The organism is Xanthomonas bromi (assembly GCF_900092025.1).
Classification (GTDB): Bacteria; Pseudomonadota; Gammaproteobacteria; order Xanthomonadales; family Xanthomonadaceae; genus Xanthomonas; species Xanthomonas bromi.
Genome location: NZ_FLTX01000062.1, coordinates 26812 through 46136, shown reverse-complemented (window position 1 = coordinate 46136; position 19325 = coordinate 26812). Strand labels below are relative to the sequence as shown.

At 63.4% G+C, this 19325-nt stretch carries 15 protein-coding genes, 1 tRNA gene and 5 pseudogenes; 13 read left to right on the top strand and 8 right to left on the bottom strand.

What is annotated here, in order from left to right:
- The coding region (locus tag XBLMG947_RS23395; RefSeq protein ID WP_139074423.1) for a transposase at positions 1 to 149 on the bottom strand (149 nt) is incomplete at its 3' end.
- A gap of 98 nt (positions 150 to 247) precedes the next feature.
- Between XBLMG947_RS23395 and XBLMG947_RS23980 the strand changes: the two are divergent.
- The 3 genes and pseudogenes from XBLMG947_RS23980 to XBLMG947_RS23810 form a co-directional block, all read left to right on the top strand.
- Positions 248 to 427: pseudogene (locus XBLMG947_RS23980) on the top strand (hypothetical protein); the annotation flags it as partial.
- Positions 384 to 548, top strand: coding sequence for an oxidoreductase (locus XBLMG947_RS23975; RefSeq protein ID WP_258077780.1), 165 nt, complete (start codon positions 384 to 386; stop codon positions 546 to 548). The pseudogene XBLMG947_RS23980 and the gene XBLMG947_RS23975, both read left to right, overlap by 44 nt.
- 74 nt (positions 549 to 622) lie before the next feature.
- A pseudogene (locus XBLMG947_RS23810) lies at positions 623 to 1381 on the top strand (SDR family NAD(P)-dependent oxidoreductase).
- Between the two features lie 481 nt (positions 1382 to 1862).
- Here the strand turns inward: XBLMG947_RS23810 and XBLMG947_RS17810 are convergent.
- The gene (locus XBLMG947_RS17810) at positions 1863 to 4496 is read right to left on the bottom strand and encodes a methyl-accepting chemotaxis protein (RefSeq protein WP_065469933.1); all 2634 of its coding nucleotides are present in this window, start codon (positions 4494 to 4496) and stop codon (positions 1863 to 1865) included.
- A gap of 161 nt (positions 4497 to 4657) precedes the next feature.
- Here XBLMG947_RS17810 and XBLMG947_RS17805 point away from each other — a divergent pair, with 161 nt between their 5' ends.
- A complete protein-coding gene (locus XBLMG947_RS17805; protein WP_065469932.1) occupies positions 4658 to 5752 on the top strand; it encodes a hypothetical protein in 1095 nt (364 codons plus the stop codon).
- A 473-nt stretch (positions 5753 to 6225) separates the two neighbouring features.
- On the top strand, positions 6226 to 6612 hold the full coding sequence (locus XBLMG947_RS17800) for a DUF3471 domain-containing protein (protein ID WP_258077782.1): 387 nt from the start codon (positions 6226 to 6228) through the stop codon (positions 6610 to 6612).
- A gap of 84 nt (positions 6613 to 6696) precedes the next feature.
- Here XBLMG947_RS17800 and XBLMG947_RS17795 read toward each other — a convergent pair.
- Positions 6697 to 7896: pseudogene (locus tag XBLMG947_RS17795) on the bottom strand (tyrosine-type recombinase/integrase).
- A gap of 152 nt (positions 7897 to 8048) precedes the next feature.
- Positions 8049 to 8125: transfer RNA gene (locus tag XBLMG947_RS17790), tRNA-Arg, on the bottom strand.
- Between the two features lie 253 nt (positions 8126 to 8378).
- Between XBLMG947_RS17790 and ubiA the strand changes: the two genes are divergently transcribed.
- Positions 8379 to 9284 carry a 4-hydroxybenzoate octaprenyltransferase gene (gene ubiA / locus XBLMG947_RS17785; protein ID WP_065469930.1) on the top strand — a complete coding sequence of 302 codons (906 nt, stop codon included), beginning with the start codon at positions 8379 to 8381 and terminating at the stop codon, positions 9282 to 9284.
- A gap of 115 nt (positions 9285 to 9399) precedes the next feature.
- Here the strand turns inward: ubiA and XBLMG947_RS17780 are convergent, their stop codons facing one another.
- Positions 9400 to 10125, bottom strand: a complete 726-nt coding sequence (locus XBLMG947_RS17780) for a ComF family protein (protein ID WP_065469929.1) — start codon at positions 10123 to 10125, stop codon at positions 9400 to 9402.
- 49 nt (positions 10126 to 10174) lie between these two features.
- Here XBLMG947_RS17780 and bioB point away from each other — a divergent pair, with 49 nt between their 5' ends.
- The 7 genes and pseudogenes from bioB (at position 10175) to lpxO (ending at position 17050) form a co-directional block, all read left to right on the top strand.
- Positions 10175 to 11209: a biotin synthase BioB gene (bioB, locus tag XBLMG947_RS17775; RefSeq protein ID WP_065469928.1), complete on the top strand. Its 1035-nt coding sequence runs from the start codon at positions 10175 to 10177 to the stop codon at positions 11207 to 11209.
- Between the two features lie 223 nt (positions 11210 to 11432).
- On the top strand, positions 11433 to 12638 hold the full coding sequence (gene bioF, locus XBLMG947_RS17770) for an 8-amino-7-oxononanoate synthase (protein ID WP_065469927.1): 1206 nt from the start codon (positions 11433 to 11435) through the stop codon (positions 12636 to 12638).
- Between the two features lie 191 nt (positions 12639 to 12829).
- Positions 12830 to 13203: pseudogene (locus tag XBLMG947_RS17765) on the top strand (DUF7079 family protein).
- Between the two features lie 160 nt (positions 13204 to 13363).
- Complete coding sequence (gene bioH, locus XBLMG947_RS17760) at positions 13364 to 14125, top strand: pimeloyl-ACP methyl ester esterase BioH (RefSeq protein ID WP_065469926.1); 762 nt, start codon at positions 13364 to 13366, stop codon at positions 14123 to 14125.
- Between the two features lie 44 nt (positions 14126 to 14169).
- A pseudogene (locus XBLMG947_RS17755) lies at positions 14170 to 14951 on the top strand (SDR family oxidoreductase).
- Between the two features lie 63 nt (positions 14952 to 15014).
- Complete coding sequence (gene bioC / locus XBLMG947_RS17750) at positions 15015 to 15899, top strand: malonyl-ACP O-methyltransferase BioC (protein WP_065469925.1); 885 nt, start codon at positions 15015 to 15017, stop codon at positions 15897 to 15899.
- Between the two features lie 245 nt (positions 15900 to 16144).
- Positions 16145 to 17050 (top strand): lipid A hydroxylase LpxO, encoded by a 906-nt coding sequence (lpxO, locus tag XBLMG947_RS17745; protein WP_065469924.1) that lies wholly within the window; start codon positions 16145 to 16147, stop codon positions 17048 to 17050.
- A 175-nt stretch (positions 17051 to 17225) separates the two neighbouring features.
- On the opposite strand, the gene XBLMG947_RS17740 is transcribed toward lpxO, so the two are convergent.
- Genes XBLMG947_RS17740 through XBLMG947_RS17730 form a run of 3 tightly spaced genes read right to left on the bottom strand, consistent with a single transcriptional unit; the run spans position 17226 to position 19249 of the window.
- Complete coding sequence (locus tag XBLMG947_RS17740; RefSeq protein ID WP_065469923.1) at positions 17226 to 17645, bottom strand: nuclear transport factor 2 family protein; 420 nt, start codon at positions 17643 to 17645, stop codon at positions 17226 to 17228.
- A gap of 42 nt (positions 17646 to 17687) precedes the next feature.
- Entirely contained in the window at positions 17688 to 18305 is a 618-nt protein-coding gene (locus XBLMG947_RS17735) for a YdcF family protein (RefSeq protein ID WP_065469922.1), read from the bottom strand.
- The gene (locus XBLMG947_RS17730) at positions 18290 to 19249 is read right to left on the bottom strand and encodes a pyridoxal-phosphate dependent enzyme (protein WP_065469921.1); all 960 of its coding nucleotides are present in this window, start codon (positions 19247 to 19249) and stop codon (positions 18290 to 18292) included. Before XBLMG947_RS17730 ends, XBLMG947_RS17735 begins: the two co-directional genes overlap by 16 nt.
- Between the last annotated feature and the right edge of the window lie 76 nt (positions 19250 to 19325).

The window sequence follows — 19325 nt, the reverse complement described above, 5'->3', positions numbered from 1 at the left end:
TGCAGCACATAGACGATGCCGTTGAGGGCCTGCTGATCGCTGAGACGAGGCCGTCCCCCTTTGGGGGATGGCTTGACCTGCGGAATCAGTGGTTCGATGCGCTTCCACAGCGCAGTTGGGATCTCGTTGCGACGTTTCGTGCTGCCAATGTTGCCGCCGACTCAACAGAATTCAAGGGTTTTGTTAGCCGCTCTTACTAACTGCAGGACATCGTGATGAGTGATTCCCTTCTCTTACGCCGCTCCAGGTCGGCGCCCTTACGCGGCCTACCCGTTTGGTGATGGCCCCGATGAAGCGCAGCCGCGCGCAGAATGCCGGCAACGTACTCACCACTTCCACCGTGATTTACTACGCGCAGCGGGCTACCGCAGGCCTCATCATCAATGAGGGCTCCCAGATTTACCTCAAGCCGTGGGTTCATCGATAGGCCCGGCATCCACTCTGCCGAGCAGGTAGCGGGCTGGAAACTGCTCACTGAGGCCGCACACGCTGCCGGTGGCCGCATCTTCATCCAGCTCTGGCACGAGGGCGCAGTATTGCACCCTTAATTTTCACAACGGCGAACTGCCGGTTGCTCCATCGGCCGTGCGTCCCAAGGCCACCGCCGCGCACTTAGACAGCCATGCGAAACGGCCGCTCCTCCGCCTGTTTTCCGGGTGTTGGAGTGCGCTCCATCATTGAATCCAAAGGAGTTCTTATGTCACTTAGCAAAACCCCCGTCATCTTCGGCGTGGGCCCCGGCATCGGCATAGCGGCCTCGCGTGAGTTCGCAGCACTAGGCTACCGGCTCGCCCTCCTCGCGCGTACCAAGTCAACGCTTGAGCGGCTCGTCGCGCAATTCGAGGCTGCCGGGACGACCGCGAAGGGGTTTGCGGCCGATGGCGGAGACGGCGAGTCGATCGACGCCGTCGTACCCGAGATCTGCAAGTGGGCGGAGGGCGACCCGAGTGTCGTGTTGTTCAATGCGTTCACGTCTTAGCCCGCGGGCCTGACACACGAAGTCTCCCCCGCCGGATTTGCGCGGAGTCTCCTGGTTAACGCTGCTGCGGCGCAGCATCTTGCCTATCACTTCGCACCTGCTCTGGTGGCGGCAGGCGAAGGCTCGCTGCTCTTTATCAGCAATTCGATGCCGCTCCATCCGATGGGCGGCGGCTTCGGCACATTAAGCGCGGGCAAGTCCGCTATGCGGTCGGTGGCCCTGACTTTGGCCGAGGACCTCGCCGGGAGCGGCGTGAGGGTCGGTCTCCTCACAGTGGACGGCCCAACAGCGCAGGGCAGCGTCCTTGATCCCGACGTGATCGCGGCCGACTTCGTGAAGCTGCACGAAGGCGCTTTCAACGACACGGAGATCATCTACAGTGGGCCATCCGCTATGGCCTGAATGTTGACCTCGCTCCATGTGCGCATGGCATAAGGTGCCAATACGATGTCGCGGCTAGCCGCCCGGAGGCATCGCTGATATACCGGCGGATTAAGAACCTGCGCGGTGCGAACCCTGCTGGGCCACGCCAAGCTTGCGAGCACCGTAAGGTATTTGGGAATCGAGTGAGGACGCATTGGAGATAGCAGAGCACACCGAGTCGTAAAATGTAGAAACAGGTGGACCGGCGGCCTCACCTGCAGAGGCCTGCGGTTTTTTGTGTACAGATCCATCTTGACTCAGGAAGTCCCATAGGCAATGGCGACTCCGATGTGACCAATAAATGCTGTAGAAAACCGCTTATTATGCTTGCAGATTAGGAAAGCGGTGCAAAAAGGCTGGGCGCCGCCACCGTGTCTGCCCAGTGTCAAACGGGGTCAGAAGAGGGATGCAGCAGCCTCACACTACTGCCGGCAAGACTGCCATACACCACGCTGGCATGTCAGAACTCTTGCCAGTTGCCCTCGTTGCTGGCGCTTGGTTTGACCAGACGCGGCTTGGCGACGGCTTTCGGCGTGACCGCCATCGGCCGTTTGCTGATCGCGGGCTTTGTTGAATGGACCGGTGCACCCACCTTGGCTACCGCTTTGTGCGAAGGGTCTATCTTGAACACTGCCACGGCCTCAGTCAGCTGAACGGCTTGATCTTCGAGCGAGCGAGCCGCAGCCGTCGCTTCTTCCACAAGCGCCGCATTCTGCTGAGTCGTCTCGTCCATCTGGGTAACCGTCTGATTGACCTGCTCGATCCCTGCAGACTGTTCTTGCGATGCGGCAGAAATTTCGCCCATGATATCGGTTACGCGTTGCACGCTGGCGACAACTTCGCTCATAGTGTTGCCCGCACTGTGGACCAGCACTGAGCCCTCCGCGACACGCTGCACCGAATCCTCGATAAGATCTTTGATCTCCTTGGCGGCACCAGAGGAGCGCTGCGCGAGGGTACGCACTTCCGAGGCGACAACTGCAAAGCCGCGGCCCTGCTCGCCCGCGCGTGCGGCTTCAACCGCAGCGTTCAAGGCCAGGATATTGGTTTGAAAGGCAATGCCGTCGATGACAGAAATGATATCTGCGATCTTCCTTGACGATGCCTCGATGCCGCTCATCGTCTCAACGACCTGCCCCACGACCTGACCGCCTTGCACAGCCACATTGGCTGCGCTGATGGCGAGCTGGTTAGCTTGGCGCGCACCTTCCGCGTTTTGTTTGACCGTAGAGGTCAGCTCTTCCATCGAAGCGGCGGTCTCTTCCAAATTCGCAGCCTGCTGTTCTGTGCGCTGCGACAGATCTTGATTACCGGCCGCGATCTCGCTGGCTGCGCCCTTGATCGAGATCGAGGACGTCTGAATGCTGCTAACGATCAGCGCCAGTTGGCTTGCAGTAGCGTTGGCATCGTCGCGCATCTGGGCAAACACACCACGGAAGTCTCCTGACATTCGAACGGTAAGATCGCCGGCAGAGATCGACTGCAACAGACGAGACACCTCTGCCAGATTCGTATCCGTGGTCTGCATCAAGTTGTTCAAACCCTCGACCATTCCGCGAAAGTCATGATCGAATGCATTCGCGTCGCCGCGGGTCGAGAAATCCCCGTTCGCCGCTGCCTGCGCCAATGTCAGGATCTGCTGATTGATCGCCTGAAGATTGCGTTTGGTTGCCGCCATCGCATCGCTGAGGGCTGCCTTCTCGCCAGGTAAAGCTGGCATGTCGGCCTGCATATCACCCACTGCATAGCTAGACATGACTGCCACCAGCTGACGCTGGACCTGCACATGCGCACCGACCAGATCGTTGGTACCGGCAACCATGCGCCCGTATTCACCAGGAAAGCGTTCTGCATCCATGCGATAACTCATTTCGCCAGCATCGTGGCGACTCGCCATATGGTCCTGCGCCTCGATCACCGCCCGCAGCTGCGCCTGCATGCTGCCCATCGACAATAGAAGTTGGCCCATTTCATCTTTTCGACGAGGCTCAATGCGGCTATTTAATTGACCTAAAGACACTGCTGCTGACACCTTCACTGCCTCAGCCAGAGGCGCCAGCACCTCGCGGCGCAACAGCAAGTACAGCGAGACGCTGAGCAGCGCGGCCGACAGCAGGCCTACCACGATGATCACCCACAACAATGCACGCGCTTGCGCCATGACATGGTGTTTGGGAACCATGATCCCGAGCGCAAACACTTCTGGAGCATTGCCCAGACGCATCGGCACGAAGACGCGTAGCCAATCAACCCCCGCCACCGCGGCCTCGTCACTGCTCACCTGACCGGCGCGCACCTTGGCCAGCATGGCCTGGGTGGTCGCGTCATTCAGCGTTTTGCCGACCTGCGTGGCATCGGCACTCGCCATCACAGCGCCGGTCGGCGACAACAATACTGCTTCCCCAACATCGAGTGGACGAAGCGTGGCGACGCGCTTTTGCAGCGCATCCAGCGACATGGTGATGTTGACCGTCCCGAGGAAGCGATCACCGTCCATGATGGGTGTGCTCAACGTCGTCATCAGCGTATCGACGCCCGCGACCGGGTAGTAATAGGGCTCGATAACTACTGGCGCATGGCTTTTGCGAGCCGCAAGATACCAGTCGCCGTCACCTGGCTTGTCGTAGCTGTGGAGGGCTTCCCGTACCAGCTCGCCTTTTTGATACGACCAATACACCATGAAGCGGCCGGTAGCGTCGTGGAACGGCGCGTTGATGTTGGCGGTATCGTGCCCATCAAACGCATCTGGTTCCCAGAGCGTACTGATGCCGAGCCAATTCTTCTGCAGTCGCAACTGCTCATGGAGAACAGCGGCTGCCGAAGCGCGACTTGTGCCGCCCGACTCGCGCTCTATCCGAAACGTATTAGCCAACGTGGAACCGGTGTTGAAGGCGGAGCCGATGTCCGAAGAGATCGAACTGGCCTCGTGATGTGCCACTTCACGCAGCATGCTGTGCGAGGACCCAAGCAACGCCTCACTACTGCGCCAATAGCTGATAGCCGCAGTCATGCCAAAACACACCAGGGCGAGAATGCCGGTACCGATCATGAGGCGACCGGCAACGCTGTTACCATGAATCAAGGACCTGCTCATCAACTTCCCCGGAATGACTATGACATGCCCTGCTGGACACGCTTGCTCTCCGGTGATGTATCGACGCAAACGAGAAAAACTTGAACCATGTTGGCCCTAAGGCTGCGTCGGCATGTGCCGATATACATTTGGCCATATCATTCGAAAAAGCGGTCTCACCCATGCAAGTTAAATTCAGGCTTCTACTCCTGCTCGTGGCCCTCGCCGTAAGTGGCTGCGTGCACGCCCAAGATCAGGGCACCGATCCTTATGCCAAGCTCGGAGGTTCGATCCGTCTGAATTATGGCTGGTTGGACTACGGCCCAACCCGCGGGCTCGACCTGGAGCTATTACGAGTGGATCTGAATGCAGGGGCTGGCCCGGTTTTTGTATCGATTCAACATCGCTGGTACGACGGATTTGATGCAGTTCATCACGCGTTCGTAGGTTGGAACATCAACGACAAAACGGTGGTGAAGGCTGGCATCCAGCAGGTACCCTTCGGGCTGTTGCCCACTGCCTCCAACAGCTTTTGGTTTGGCTCAGGCTATTACCTCGGCATAGAAGACGACTATGACCCTGGGGTTGTGCTGACTCGCACCGATGGTGCCAACACGTGGCATGTCGGGTGGTTCATGGGCGACGAATATGGCGACGGGGCCCGTTACGATCGTTATTCGTTCGATGTCGCCGAAACAAAAATGTATCCCTACCGCGAACGCCATCGCATCATTGCCAGATACGAGCGCCGCTATGAAGCAAGTAATGGCGTACTCCTGTTCGGGGCTTCCGCCTTTTCTGGTCACGTTCTCAATGTCGACAGCCGAAACCGACACACGTATGGCAGTGCAGCCGTCCACGCACAATGGAGCAGCGGACGTTGGACTAGCCAGCTGCAATGGGCACGCTATCGTTATGATGTGCCAGGCGAACGGATTGCGATATCCGCTTTCATGTTCCCTTTCGAGGTCGCTGCAAAAGCAGATGTGCCTACAGCCAACATCGCCTATTCCTTCGGAAAGAACAGGTGGCTTGACGATATAACGTGCTACAACAATCTTAGTCAAACGGTTCCATATGGCGACATTCCGGGGGTGCGTACGTCCACGCAGAACGTTACGGGCTGCAGCGTAAAAAAAGGAATAATGCTGACCTATCTTGATTGGATCGCAGGCAAGAATATGTGGTTTGCAGGCGGCAACGGCATTGCTATCGACGATGGTGATCGATCGCGCTGGCATTCGCGCTTCAATCTCAACATCGGATTCTATTTTTAGCCCGTCTGCCGAACCGCTTGGCGATCAAGCCAGCTGGACAGCGCACACTTGGGCGGCCCTATGCAGCAATCTCAATGTTTTCTCCACGTACTCATTGGTGACCATCGTTTGTAGTCGCACTCCTGGGTGCCAAGTTTTCCTGGTCCCGCGGTCGCGAGTGCCTATTTTTTCGATTGGCGGTGTAACAGCGCGCTTTTAGCGGTGCAGGAATTGCAGATCGCCAATACTCTTGAGCATTGTTGCCCGACAGGCAGACGTATGGCCGGCCTGTTAATTGGCCGGTTCTGGTTGGTTTACAACACATAATGATGCTGGGCGGCTCTTTTCGCTTGTGATTGCAAAAAATCGGGCGGCCACGAGTCGGTGCAGGTGGTTGGTCTCATGGTAGCCGTGCGCCTTGCCAATCGCCACTGGCGACGTAGAGGGGCAATACTGCGTTACGAAGAATGCTGGCGCTTCCTGGAAGCAAGTAGATGCCCAATCTAGACCCACTTAACGCAGACGTAGAACGCAACGGTAGGGGGTCGCCGAAGAACACTTCTACCGGAACGCACACTGTACCGTCGCCACCATGGCACGGCGACATAGTGATCCGCCAGGATCGCAAGTGGCTACGCCTGCAGTTCTCTAAGACGGCGCAATTGGTCGGGACGCTCGAGCACTGGCAGCACGACAGCTTCATCGTGCGCTGGGACGACCGCTCCTTGAATGCCGATGCCTTCGTCAACTTCGCACTGACACCCGACGGTGCCGGGCTTGAGATGCGCATGGAGGCCATCTCGCCATTGCCCGATTTCAGCTTCGATTTCCAAGATCTGGTTTTGACGCCAGTGCCGAAGGAGGCGCCGGCGCAGCGTTGATACAGGCGCGTTGACGGCATGGCGACACGAGCAAACCGGATCTGACACGCGCCTTCTGCCAGAAGCGATAGACGCCAGCAAGTTTCAGCTCGTATGCTGCTGTATCCGCAGACAGTCAAGATAATCAGCCCAAGCCTGCATCATCTTTCGGCGCTCGGCGATATGAGCCGTGCGGTTATATGCCCGGCCGTTTGGATCACGCACGGCATGCGCTAGCTGGTGTTCGATGTAGTCAGGGCGGAAGCCGAGCACCTCATCGAGGATCGTACGAGCCATTGCGCGAAAGCCATGTCCAGTCATGGTCTTGGAGTCAAACCCCATCCTCCTCAGCGCGGCATTGATGGTGCTATCGCTCATCGGCCTCCCCTTCCCATGCAGGCTAGGAAAGACAAACTCACTGGCCCTGGTCATGGGTTCAAGCTCGCGAAGAACTTCAACTGCCTGTGAGGCAAGCGGGACTATGTGTGCGGTCCCTGTCTTAGAAGCAACGTACCGCCACTCCCCAGCCGCAAGATCAATATCTTTCCATTTCGCGGTCCTTAGCTCACCTGGCCGCGCGAAGACCAGTGGCGCGAGCTTAAGGGCGGCGCGTACAACCGGGCTTCCTTCGTATCCCCATAACGCTCGCAGCAAAGGTGCAACGTCAGTCGGTTCGGTCAAGCTGGCGAAATTACGCACTTTTGGAGTCTCTAGCGCTCCAAAAAGATCGGAAGCCGGGTCGCGCTCGGCCTTGCCCACGGTGATGGCGTATCGAAACACCATGCTGGCGATACCCCGAGCTCGATGTGCTGTCTCGATGGCACCACGCGCCTCTATCTTGCGCAGGACAGCAAGAAGTTCCGGCGCAGATACCTCTGCGATAGGCCTATGGCCCAGATAGGGATTGAGGTCTTTTTCAACGATCCTGGCATTGCGCTTCATCGTAAGGGCGGAGTTTTTTTGGTATGCAGCTCCAGAAGCTCTGCAGCGACAACCGCAAAGCTGAGCTGGGACCGATCAGCGTGGACCAGCTTGTCGATCCTTCTCTTGTCTCCTGGATCGACACCTGACCGAAGAACCTTGCGCGCCTCAAGATGCTGCGCCCGCGCATCTGCCAGGCCGACCTCTGGGTAGATCCCCAGTGCCAAACGCTTTTCCTTACCGCCGAAGCGGTACTTCCATCGCCATAGCTTTGGCGACTTTCGGCGAGCTCTTGACCTACAAGACGCCGCCGTCGAACAGCCTCGCGGGCGGGCAGCGGGCTTTGCGTTACGCACTACAGCGTCACTTTAGGGGCGGGGGCATGCGTATTCGTACTGGGGCTAGTGTCCCATCTATCCCCCCGATCAGCCTGGATTTCAATGGGTCGAAGTGGATCTGGGAGGACCTGGAGGCAACAAAAACCCCCGATTTCTCGGGGGTCTTGGACTTTCTTGGACGTCCCCGGAGGGTTCATCTGGTGCGCCCGGAGGGATTCGAACCCCCGACCAATGGCTTCGGAAGCCACTACTCTATCCGGCTGAGCTACGAGCGCCTGGACGCGTATTATGCCAGAACAGCCGCCCGCGCGTGGCGGGGCCTGGCGAGCGGCGTCACTCGGCGCGTTGCGAATCCCATCTCTCCGGGCCGGTCGGTTGCCAGCATGGAAAGGGGCGTCGGACGCGCACGTTCAGACCGACCAGCAGACGGGCCGCGCATCGGCATGGGATTCACAAGGTCGCCGTCAGCGCAGCACGCCTCCCACGCCCACATGACCATAGCCAAGCCGCACTGCTACCCTTTGCAGCATGAGCAAGCATGATGTCCAACACCTGCCCGCAGCACGCGCGCTGACGGGGCCGCAGCGACTGGGGCAGTACTGGAAGCTGGTCCGTGGCGACCGCCCGATCGGCAGCCTGTTGCTGCTCTGGCCCACATGGTGGGCGCTGTGGCTGGCCGCCGACGGCATGCCGCCGCTGTGGACGCTGTTCGTGTTCACCGCCGGGGTGTGGCTGACCCGCTCGGCCGGCTGCGTGATCAACGACTATGCCGACCGCTGGCTGGACCCGCACGTGGAGCGCACCAAGTCGCGCCCGCTGGCCACCGGGGCGGTCTCCGGGCGCGAGGCGTTGTGGGTGTTCGTGGTGCTGATGCTGGTGGCGTTCGCGCTGGTGCTCACGCTCAACTGGCTGACCGTGGCGCTGAGCGTGCCCGGCGTGTTCCTGGCCGCCAGCTACCCCTATCTCAAGCGCCACACCCACCTGCCCCAGGTCTATCTGGGCATGGCGTTCGGCTGGGGCATCCCGATGGCCTTCGCTGCGGTGCAGGGCGGCGTGCCGTTGCTGGGCTGGCTGCTGTATGCCGCCAACATCCTGTGGGCGACCGCATACGACACCTGGTACGCCATGGTCGACCGCGACGACGACATCCGCATGGGCAGCAAATCCACCGCCATCCTGTTCGGCAAATTCGATCTGGTCGCTCAAGGCATCTTGTATGCGCTGATGGTCGCGACGTTGGCATTGGTCGGCCTGCGCGCTGATCTGGGTGCTGCGTACTGGGCCGGTCTGGGCGTTGCGGCGCTGCTGGTGGCCTACGAATTTCGCATCGCCCGCCACCGCGAACGCGGCGCCTGCTTTCGCGCCTTCCTGCACAACAACTGGGTCGGCCTGGCGGTCTTCGCCGGGATCGCAGTGGCGGTGGCGGGGCGTTAGCTCGCGGATCAGGAATCGGGAATCGGTCGATGACAGATCAGACGCAGAGATTGCGCACGAGGATTCAAAGCGCATGGGCATCGTTGGCAACTCTACCGGGCCGCAGCACTTTCGATCACGGCACCCGCGCGCAGACCCACGCATCCACCCGTTGAACACCCGCCTTGCGTAATGCCTTTGCTGCGGCGTGCAGCGTTGCGCCGGTCGTCATCACGTCGTCCACCAGCGCGACATGCGCCGGCAACGCGCCGCCGGCCACAAACGCATCGCGCACATTGCGCCGCCGCTCGATCGCGTCCAGTTCGGATTGCGGCGCGGTCGCGCGAACGCGTCGCAGCAACGGCAGGCAAGGCAACTGCAGCGCGCGGCCAAGCGGCCTGGCCAACTCCAGCGCCTGGTCGTAACCGCGCTGGCGCAGGCGCTGCCGGTGCAGACTCACCGGTACCAACGCCTGCGGACGCGGCAGCTCCACACAGCGCCGGGCCATCAGGTCGCTGAGCAGGCGGCCAGCCGCCAGGTCTTGATGAAATTTGAACCGCCGCAACAGCCCATCCACGGGCCAGCGATAGGTAAAGCAGGCATGCACCCGCTGCAGCGGTGGGGGTTCCTGCAGGCACTGCCCGCACAGCGCCACCCCATCGGAGGCGAACAGCTGGGTGGCGCAGCATAGGCAGGCATGGCCGTGCTCGGGCAAGGCAGCGCGACATGCCGGGCATAGATCGCTGTCGGGCGTACCGGCTTCCGTGCAGACCAGACACACGCTCGGCAACAGCAGCCGCAGCACCCGTTGTGGCCATCTGTAAACCGACCGCACCTGATTGAAGTTGACAGCATCTTCCATGCTCACCAGACTGCCTGGCTTCCAAGCCGCTGACTGTCAGGAAACTCCGATGTCTGTTGTCGTCCGCCATGACTGGGATCGCAAAGAGCTGCAGGCGCTGTTCGATCTGCCGTTCCCCGAGTTGCTCCATCACGCAGCCAGCGTGCACCGCGCACATTTCGACCCGGCGCAGGTGCAGGTGTCGACGCTGTTGTCGGTCAAGACCGGCGGCTGCCCGGAAGATTGCGCGTACTGCCCGCAGGCGCAGCGTTACGACACCGGCGTGACCGCGCAGAAGCTGATGGAGACCGAAGAGGTCGTGGCCAAGGCGCGCCAAGCCAAAGCCGCCGGCGCCTCGCGCTTCTGCATGGGCGCAGCCTGGCGCTCGCCCAAGGAACGCGACATCCCCAAGGTGGCCGCGATGATCCGCGAGGTAAAGGCCATGGGCCTGGAAACCTGCGCCACGCTCGGCATGCTCGACGCCGGCCAGGCGCGTGCGCTCAAGGATGCCGGACTGGACTACTACAACCACAATCTGGACACCGCGCCCGATTACTACGACTCGATCATCCACACCCGCCAGTACCAGGACCGCCTGAACACGCTGGAGCACGTGCGCGATGTCGGTCTGAAGACCTGCTGCGGCGGCATCGTCGGGATGGGAGAAACCCGCGAACACCGCATCGGTCTGCTGCTGGCGCTGGCCACGCTGCCGGCGCACCCGGATTCGGTACCGATCAACCAGCTGGTGCAGGTGCCCGGTACTCCGTTGCATGGCACCCAGCAGCTGGATCCGTTCGAGTTCGTGCGCATGATCGCGGTGGCGCGCATCGCCATGCCCAAGTCGATGGTGCGCCTGTCCGCCGGCCGTGAAGCGATGAGCGACGAGTTGCAGGCGCTGTGCTTCCTGGCCGGCGCCAACTCCATTTTCTACGGCGAAAAACTGCTCACCACCGGCAACCCGGACACCGAGCGCGACCAGGCCCTGTTTCAGCGCCTGGGCCTGCGCCCGATGCAGATCACCGTCGATGCGGCCGAGCACGATCACCCCGGCACGGTGCATGCGGAGATCACCCGCGGCGCGGCGTGCGAACACGCCGCGTGATGACGGCGCACCGCGTTCCGGGATAAGCCCTTCGGGATGCCTCCCAGCACTGCGGTCCAGCCCTTCTGAGTCGAGAAGGGCGAGCCGCAGCAGCAAACAGGCATCGCTGGCAACCCGAGCGCATCGCAAAGCCACCCCGCTCCCACCGGCCGTCGGTGTCAGCTGGGCGATGTGACCGCGGCACGCTACGCTAGCGGCCCTTCTCCCGTTGTCGAACGTCCTCATGGCTCGCCCCGATCTGCACGAACGGATTTCGTCGCTGCGCAAGTTGCGCGTCGCCCAGGAACGGGTACGGGTGCGGCGTCAGGTCGGTCGCCGCGATGGCGTGCGGCTGGAGATCGATGGCCGCTGGCTGACCGGTTTCTGTTCCAACGACTATCTAGGTCTGTCGCAACAGTTCGAAGTGGTCGCCGCGCTGCAGGATGCCGCTGCCCGCGATGGTGCCGGCGCCACCGCCTCGCATCTGATCTGCGGCCACCACACGGCACACGAAACGCTCGAACGTGAAATCGCCGAATGGCTGGGATATCCGTCGGCATTGCTGTTCGGAAGCGGCTTCATTGCGAATCTCGCGGTGCAGCAGGCCTTGCTCAGCGAAGAAGACGATGTCTGCGTGCAGGACCGGCTCAATCACGCCAGCCTGCTCGATGCCACGCGACTGGCCGGTTGCCGGCTGCGGCGCTACCCGCATCTGGATGTGGAAGGCGCGATGCGTCAGCTCAAGGGCGCGCCCGAGGGTGCGGCGATGCTGGCCAGCGACGGCGTCTTCAGCATGGATGGCGACGTGGCGCCGCTGCGCGCCTTGAGCCTGGTGGCACGCATGCAGGACGCCTTGTTCTATGTCGACGATGCGCACGGCGTGGGCGTGCTGGGCCCGCAAGGGCGCGGCTGCGTGGCCGATGCAGGGCTAAGCGTGGCCGAAGTGCCGCTGCAGTTGGTGACACTGGGTAAGGCGCTCGGTGGCTACGGCGCGGTCGTGGTTGGCGAAGAAGCGCTGATCCGCCATCTGGCAGAAACCGCCCGTCCGTACATCTACACCACCGCCCTGCCGCCGGCGCAGGTCGCCGCCACGCTAGCCGCCGTGCGCCTGGCGCGTCGCGACGATTGGCGTCGCACGCGCCTGGTCGACTTGGTCGGTGCGTTCCGCGATGGCGCGCGCAAGCATGGTTTCGAACTGATGGCCTCCGACACGCCGATCCAGCCGTTGCTATGCGGCGAAGAAGCGACCGTGATGGCGATGTCGGCCACACTCGAACAGGCGGGTTTCATGGTGGGCGCCATTCGTCCGCCCACCGTGCCCGAAGGCAAGGCGCGCTTGCGTGTGACCCTGTCTGCGCTGCATACCCCGCAGCAGGTGCAGGCGCTGATCGAGGCCATCGTGCAGGCGCGCGATGTGGTCAGCCGGCAACCGCTGCGTGCGTCTGCCTGAGGCGGGCTGCAGTGCGTGCGTTGCCTGCGCTGAAACCAGCGTGGGCCACGCAAGCCATGCATTGACTGCACGAGGCGCACGCGTGTCAGGCCGCAACCGTGTGTTGATGTTTCGTTCCCACATGGGTCCCCTGCATTGCACCGCCTGTCCCGCGGGTGCGCGCCGGCATCCAATCGCCTTCGTGCACTGACATGTCGGCAGCGATGCCAGGGACAGCCACAGCGGCGCAATGCCGCGTGTGGGAGGCGCTATCGCGCTTGTATCTGGACAACGACAGTCGCGACGACGACAACATTGCGCACGTTCTAGCCGGCTCGCCATTCACCCTGGAACAGCTACGCACGATGTTGTTGCACGAGGTGCATCCGGTGCTGATCGGCAATCTGCGCAGCGTGGCAGGCGTCTGGGACGAATTCGATCCCGACTGGCTGGCGGCCAGGATTCAGGCGCGGCAGGCAGGTGGCGGGTTCTGGTCGGCGCGCTGCACTGGCGCGGTTACGCACACACGCAGTGGGCCTTGCTGGCCCCAAAGATCGTCGCGCTGCGTGCAGCCGCGACGCACTGACGCCAACGCGCCGCAGTGACGCCGCACCTAAACACCTCCCAAGCTGCAAACGGCACGCGGCGACAGCGCCAACACTCTCCAGTATTTCTGGACCCTGTCGCAGCACCAACGCGCATCGATCAACGCGTACCGGCAAGCAACAATCGGCCACAATGCACGCATGCATATCGAGGTCATCGGCCACGGGCCGGCGCTGGTTCTTCTGCACGGTTGGGCACTGCACGGCGGCGTGTTCGCACCGCTGGTAGACCGCCTGGCACCGCACTATCAATTGCATCTGGTCGACCTGCCCGGTCACGGCTTCAGTCGCGACGACAGCACACCGCTGGCGTTGCCGTACGTGGTCGCCGAGATTGCGGCCGCCACACCGCCGGCGGTGTGGCTCGGCTGGTCGCTGGGTGGGGTGTTTGCGCTGCATGCGGCCGCCACGCTGCCGCAGGTGCGCGGGCTGGCGATGATTGCCGCAACGCCGCGCTTCGTGCGTGGCAACGATTGGCCCGATGCCGTCCAGCGCGAGGTATTCGTGCAATTCGGTGCCGAGTTGTCGCGTGACTATCGCGGCACCCTGGAGCATTTTCTTGCGCTGGACACGCTCGGCTCGGTGCATGCACGCAGCGAACTGCGCAGCCTGCGCGAGACGCTCACCGCACGCGGCGAACCGGCACCGGAGGCTTTGCAGCAAGGGCTCACCCTGCTCGAACGCACCGATCTGCGCCGCGCCTTGCCGCAGCTCGCACGCCCCAGCCTGTGGATCGCCGGGCAACGTGATCGCCTGGTGCCGGCCGCCGGCATGCATGCCGCCGCCGCGCTCAGCCCGCACGCGCAGGCGCTCACCATTGCCGGCGGTGGCCACGCACCGTTTCTCGGCCACGCCGATCAGGTGGCCGAGGTGCTGCAACGCTTCGTTGCGTCCGTGCCGTGAGCGGATCGTCGATCATGCGACATCGCTGATCGAGGAGACATCGCATGGATCTGGGAATCGCCGGCCGCTGGGCGCTGGTCTGCGCCGCCAGCAAAGGGTTGGGCCTGGGCTGCGCCCGTGCGCTGGTCAGCGAAAGCGTCCATGTGGTGATCGCCGCGCGCGGCCGCGATGCACTGGAACACGCCGCCGACGTAGTGCGCGCGCTGCCCGGTGCTGGCGAGGTGCGCAGCGTGGTCGCCGATATCGCAACGCCGGAAGGACGCAGCGCCGCGCTCGCGGCCTGCCCGCAGGTCGACATCTTGGTCAACAACGCGGGCGGCCCGCCGCCGGGCGATTTCCGTCAATGGGAACGCGAGGACTGGTTGCGCGCGCTGGACGCCAACATGCTCGCGCCGATCGAACTGATTCGCGCCACCGTCGATGGCATGCGGGCACGCCGCTTCGGTCGCATCGTCAACATCACCTCCAGCGCGGTGAAGGCGCCGATCGACATCCTTGGCTTCTCCAACGGCGCGCGCGCCGGCCTCACCGGCTTCGTCACCGGACTGGCACGCGGCACGGTGGCCGAGAACGTCACCATCAACAACCTGTTGCCCGGCCAGTTCGCCACCGACCGCCTGCGCGGCAATTTCGCCGCCATCGCACAGCACAGGGCAGCACCGCCGAAGAGGTCGCAGAGCGCAAGCGTGCGGGCATTCCGGCAGCGCGCTTCGGCGAACCAGACGAGTTCGGCGCAGCCTGCGCCTTCCTGTGCAGCGCGCAGGCCGGCTATATCACCGGGCAGAACCTGTTGATCGACGGCGGCAGCTATCCCGGCACGTTCTAGCGTGGCACCGCGCACCACGCATCGATTCCCTCCGCCCGGGCCAGGGGCGACAATAGCGGCGCCATGAACAGTACTTTCGACCCCCGCCACGTCCGCCGCGCATTCGCGCGTGCCGCCAGCACCTACACCGCCGCCGCCGCGCTACAGCGCGAAGCGGAAACGCGCCTGTTCGAATCGCTCGACTACCTGGGCGAGCAGGTGCCCAGCGTGGTGCTGGATGTCGGCGCCGGCCCCGGCCATGCCAGCGGCGCGATCAAGAAGCGCTGGCCCAAGGCGCAGGTCATCGCGCTGGATCAGGCCATGCCGATGTTGCGCCAGGCGCGCAAGGCCGCCGGCTGGTGGAAGCCATTCGCACAGGTGTGCGCCGATGCGCGCGCGTTGCCCATTGCCGACGGCAGCGTGGATGTGATCTTCAGCAATCTGTGCCTGCAGTGGGTGGAAGACCTGCCGGCGGTGTTCGCCGGGTTCCGGCGCGCGCTGCGCCCGGGCGGGCTGTTGCTGTGCTCCAGCTTCGGACCGGAAACGCTGATCGAATTGCGCGAGGCCTTCGCGCAGACCGACCCGGCCCCGCATGTCAGCCGCTTTCCGCCAATCGCGCAATTCGGCGATGCCCTGCTGATGTCCGGCTTCCGCGACCCCGTGTTGGACCGCGACCTGTTCACCCTGACCTATAACGACCTGCCCGCACTGATGCGCGAACTGCGTGCGATGGGCGCGACCAATGCGCTCAGCAACCGCCGCGCCACCCTCACCGGACGCGGCCGGTTCGCCGCCGCCAGCGCTGCCTACGAACCGCTGCGGCGACAGGACGGTACCCTGCCGAGCTCCTGGGAAGTGATCTACGCCCATGCCTGGGCACCGGCACCGGGCGCGCCCATCCGCGAACACGGGCACGACGTCGCCAGCATGCCGGTCAGCGCAATCCCGATCCGCCGCCGCATCGACTGAGCGGCGGTAGAGAACGTCAGACGTCGCGCTGCCATTGCCGGTGAGACACAGCGTATTGCGTCCACGCCAATGCCTACCGGTCAGGCTCGGCGGACACACTTGCTAGAATTCTGAAGTTACCGGCCGCACTTCCCTGTTGCGGCTCACCTGTTCGATGGTGGCTACCGACACGGCAGCAGTGCACGCGCGCTTGTTGGCAGCCGCTTCTTACGTTTGCGGCCCCCCGCCCCCAATCGGCCTCCCCCATGTTGAAGTGGCTTCTCATTGCGCTGTTCATCGCATCGGCGCTCTATATCCATTACCGCGGTCGCGTACGCCACCGGCTCAGCCGGCAGCTGCTGGACCATTCCACCTTCATGGCCCCGATCAACACGCTGATGTACCTGTGTTCGCGGGTGCCGACCACGCCGTTCATCGACCCGGGCAAGGAATTTCCGGAGCTGGCGCCGCTACGCGCCAATTGGCCGCTGATCCGCGACGAAGCGGTGGCGCTGCAGCAGATGCAGAAGATCCGCGCCGCCGACGGCTATACCGACATCGGCTTCAACTCGTTTTTCCGCCGCGGCTGGAAGCGCTTTTATCTGAAGTGGTACGGCACCGCGCACCCGTCGGCGGCCGAGTTGTGCCCGCAGACCACTGCATTGCTGAAATCCATTCCCACGGTGAAGGCGGCGATGTTCGCCGAACTGCCGCCGGGCAGCGAACTGCGCCCGCACCGCGACCCGTTCGCCGGGTCCATGCGCCTGCACCTGGGCCTGGCCACGCCCAACGACGACCGCTGCTTCATCGACGTCGACGGCCAGCGCCACAGCTGGCGCGACGGCGAGTGGACCATGTTCGACGAGACCTACATCCACTACGCGCGCAACGACACCGATCAGGACCGCATCATCCTGTTCTGCGATATCGAACGCCCGATGCGCTGGCGCTGGGCCGGGGCAGTGAATCGCTTCGTCGGCCGCAGCCTGCTGTCGGCCGGTGCCTCGCCCAATCAGGAAGGCGACAAGACCGGCGGCATCAATCGCGTGTTCCGCTATTTCTATGCCGCACGGCTGAAGGCCAAGGCGCTGAAGGAACGCAACAACCCGCTGTACCAGGTGCTCAAGTGGAGCATCTTCGTGCTGGTGGTGATCGGGGTGGTGTTGCTGTAACGCCTGCGGCGATCAGGCACGCGCGCCGACCCGATGGCGTCCACCGAGAAGACCGGCACGCCCGTAGAAGCGCGAAGGCGCGATGCGGCGTGACGGGTCACGCCGCATCGCGCGCCTAGTTGCTGTTGCACACGGATGAAGCCGCACTGCCGAACACCCTACGCAGGCCGTGCACTCAGCGCGATATCTGCGCGATCCATTCCTGCAGGTTGTAGTAGTTGGTGACACGGGTGATCTTGCCGCCCTGCACGTCGAAGAATGCACCGCCCGGCAGCACATAGGTCTGCCCGGTGGCCTCCGGCAGGCCTTCGTCGGTGGTGTGATAGACGCCATGCACCACGTACTCGGCACCGACCCGGGTGCCATCGTCGTTGGCGATGACCATGACATCGCGCAACTGCTCGCGGTAGCTGTCGTTCATACGATGCAGGAACGCGGCAAATTCGGCGCGGCCGATTTCGCGCGGGCCCTGGTTGAGGTCATGGGCGACGTTGTCGGCCAGACACGCCAACATGCCGTCCCAGTCGCCACGGTTGAATGCTGCGTAGTAGGCCTGGACCAGGCCGATGGCGTGTTGCCGATGGGTCTCGCTCATGCTCGAACCTGCCGCTGGGAAAGCCGCATCATAGGCCCGTGGTCACGGCCCTTGCACCACCAGATCGCGGTGGAAGTAATACACCTCCTGCAACAGGAAGCGCCAACTGGTGTGGAAGCTGCGAAAGCGCGTGCTCGGCGTGGAGGAGGCCAGCGCGTCGATGCCCAACTCCTGGCTCAGCCGCAGCGCCCGCGCCATATGCAGCGGGTCGCTGACGATGATCGCCCGATGCATGCCGTGCCGCTCCATCAGCGCGCGCGCCTGTTGCAGGTTCTGCCGGGTGGTGCGCGATGCGGTTTCGATCACGATGGCCTCCGACGGGATGCCGTGGCGCAGCGCATAGCGTCGGGCCACCTGCGATTCGGCAAAACGCGCGCCGTTGCCGAAGCCGCCGGTGAACAACAGCTGCGGCGCATAGCCCTGCGCGTATAGGTCCAGCGCATGCCGGATGCGTTCTTCGAACACCGGCGAAGGGCGCGCATCGTAGGCGGCCGCGCCGAGCACGATGATCACATCAGCCGGTGCGGCCTGATCGCGGTCGCCGATCCACACGATCCAGCCCGCCACGCCCACCAGCCAGATCAGCGCCAGCATGCACAACCGCCAGCCCCAGCCCCACAGACCGCGCCCACGCGAGCGCCTGCTCACGCCGCGGCCCATGGCAAGGCATCCAGATCGACATTGCCGCCGGACAGGATCAGCCCCACCCGGCGCCCGGCAAACCGTGCCGGCTCGGCCAGCACCGCGGCCAGGGTGATCGCCGAAGACGGCTCGACCACTTGTTTGAGCAGTTGCCAGACCAGCCGCATCGCCCGCACCACCGCGGCATCGTCGACCGTGATCACCTGCGCGCCGGCATGCTGCAGCAGCGCGAAATTGGGCGCGCCCAAGGTGCCGCGCAGGCCATCGCACACAGTGTCCGGCACGAAATCGACCAGGCGCTGCCCTGCCGCCAACGACCGCGCGGTATCGGCTGCGCCGGCCGGCTCGGCCAGCACCAGCGCGCAATCCGGTGCCGCACGCAGCGCCAGCGCGGCGCCCGCCGCCAGCCCGCCGCCGCCAACCGGCGCTATCAGTACGTCCAGCCCACCGCTTTGATGCAGCAGTTCCAGCGTGGCGGTGCCCTGCCCAGCGATCACTGCACTATCGGTATACGGATGCACCAGTGTGGCGCCACTGCTGGCCTGCACCTCGGCGCAGAGCTGCTCACGCGCGGCAATGGTCGGCGCGCAACGCCACAACGTGGCGCCATGCCGGGAGATATTGGCCAGTTTGGCGGCCACCGCGCCTTCGGGCACCACCACATGGCAGCCGATGCCGCGCGTGCGTGCGGCAAGCGCCAACGCCGCGCCGTGGTTACCGGACGAATGCGTGACGACACCGCGCGCAGCCAGCTCATCCGGCAGCGACCACACTGCATTGCAGGCACCGCGGAACTTGAATGCGCCACTGCGCTGCAGATGTTCGGCCTTGAACAGCAGTTGCGCACCGCTGAGCGCGTCCAGGCTGTGCGATGTCAGCAACGGTGTCGGCGCGCAGTGCGGCGCGAGCCGCGCAGCGGCCTGCAGGACGTCGGAATGGGCAAGAGAAACCGGCTCGATCATGCCTGCAAGATTAACGTATCCCCTCCTCTTCACGGGTCGCACGCACGGCCGCCGCGCATGCTGGATCGATGACAAA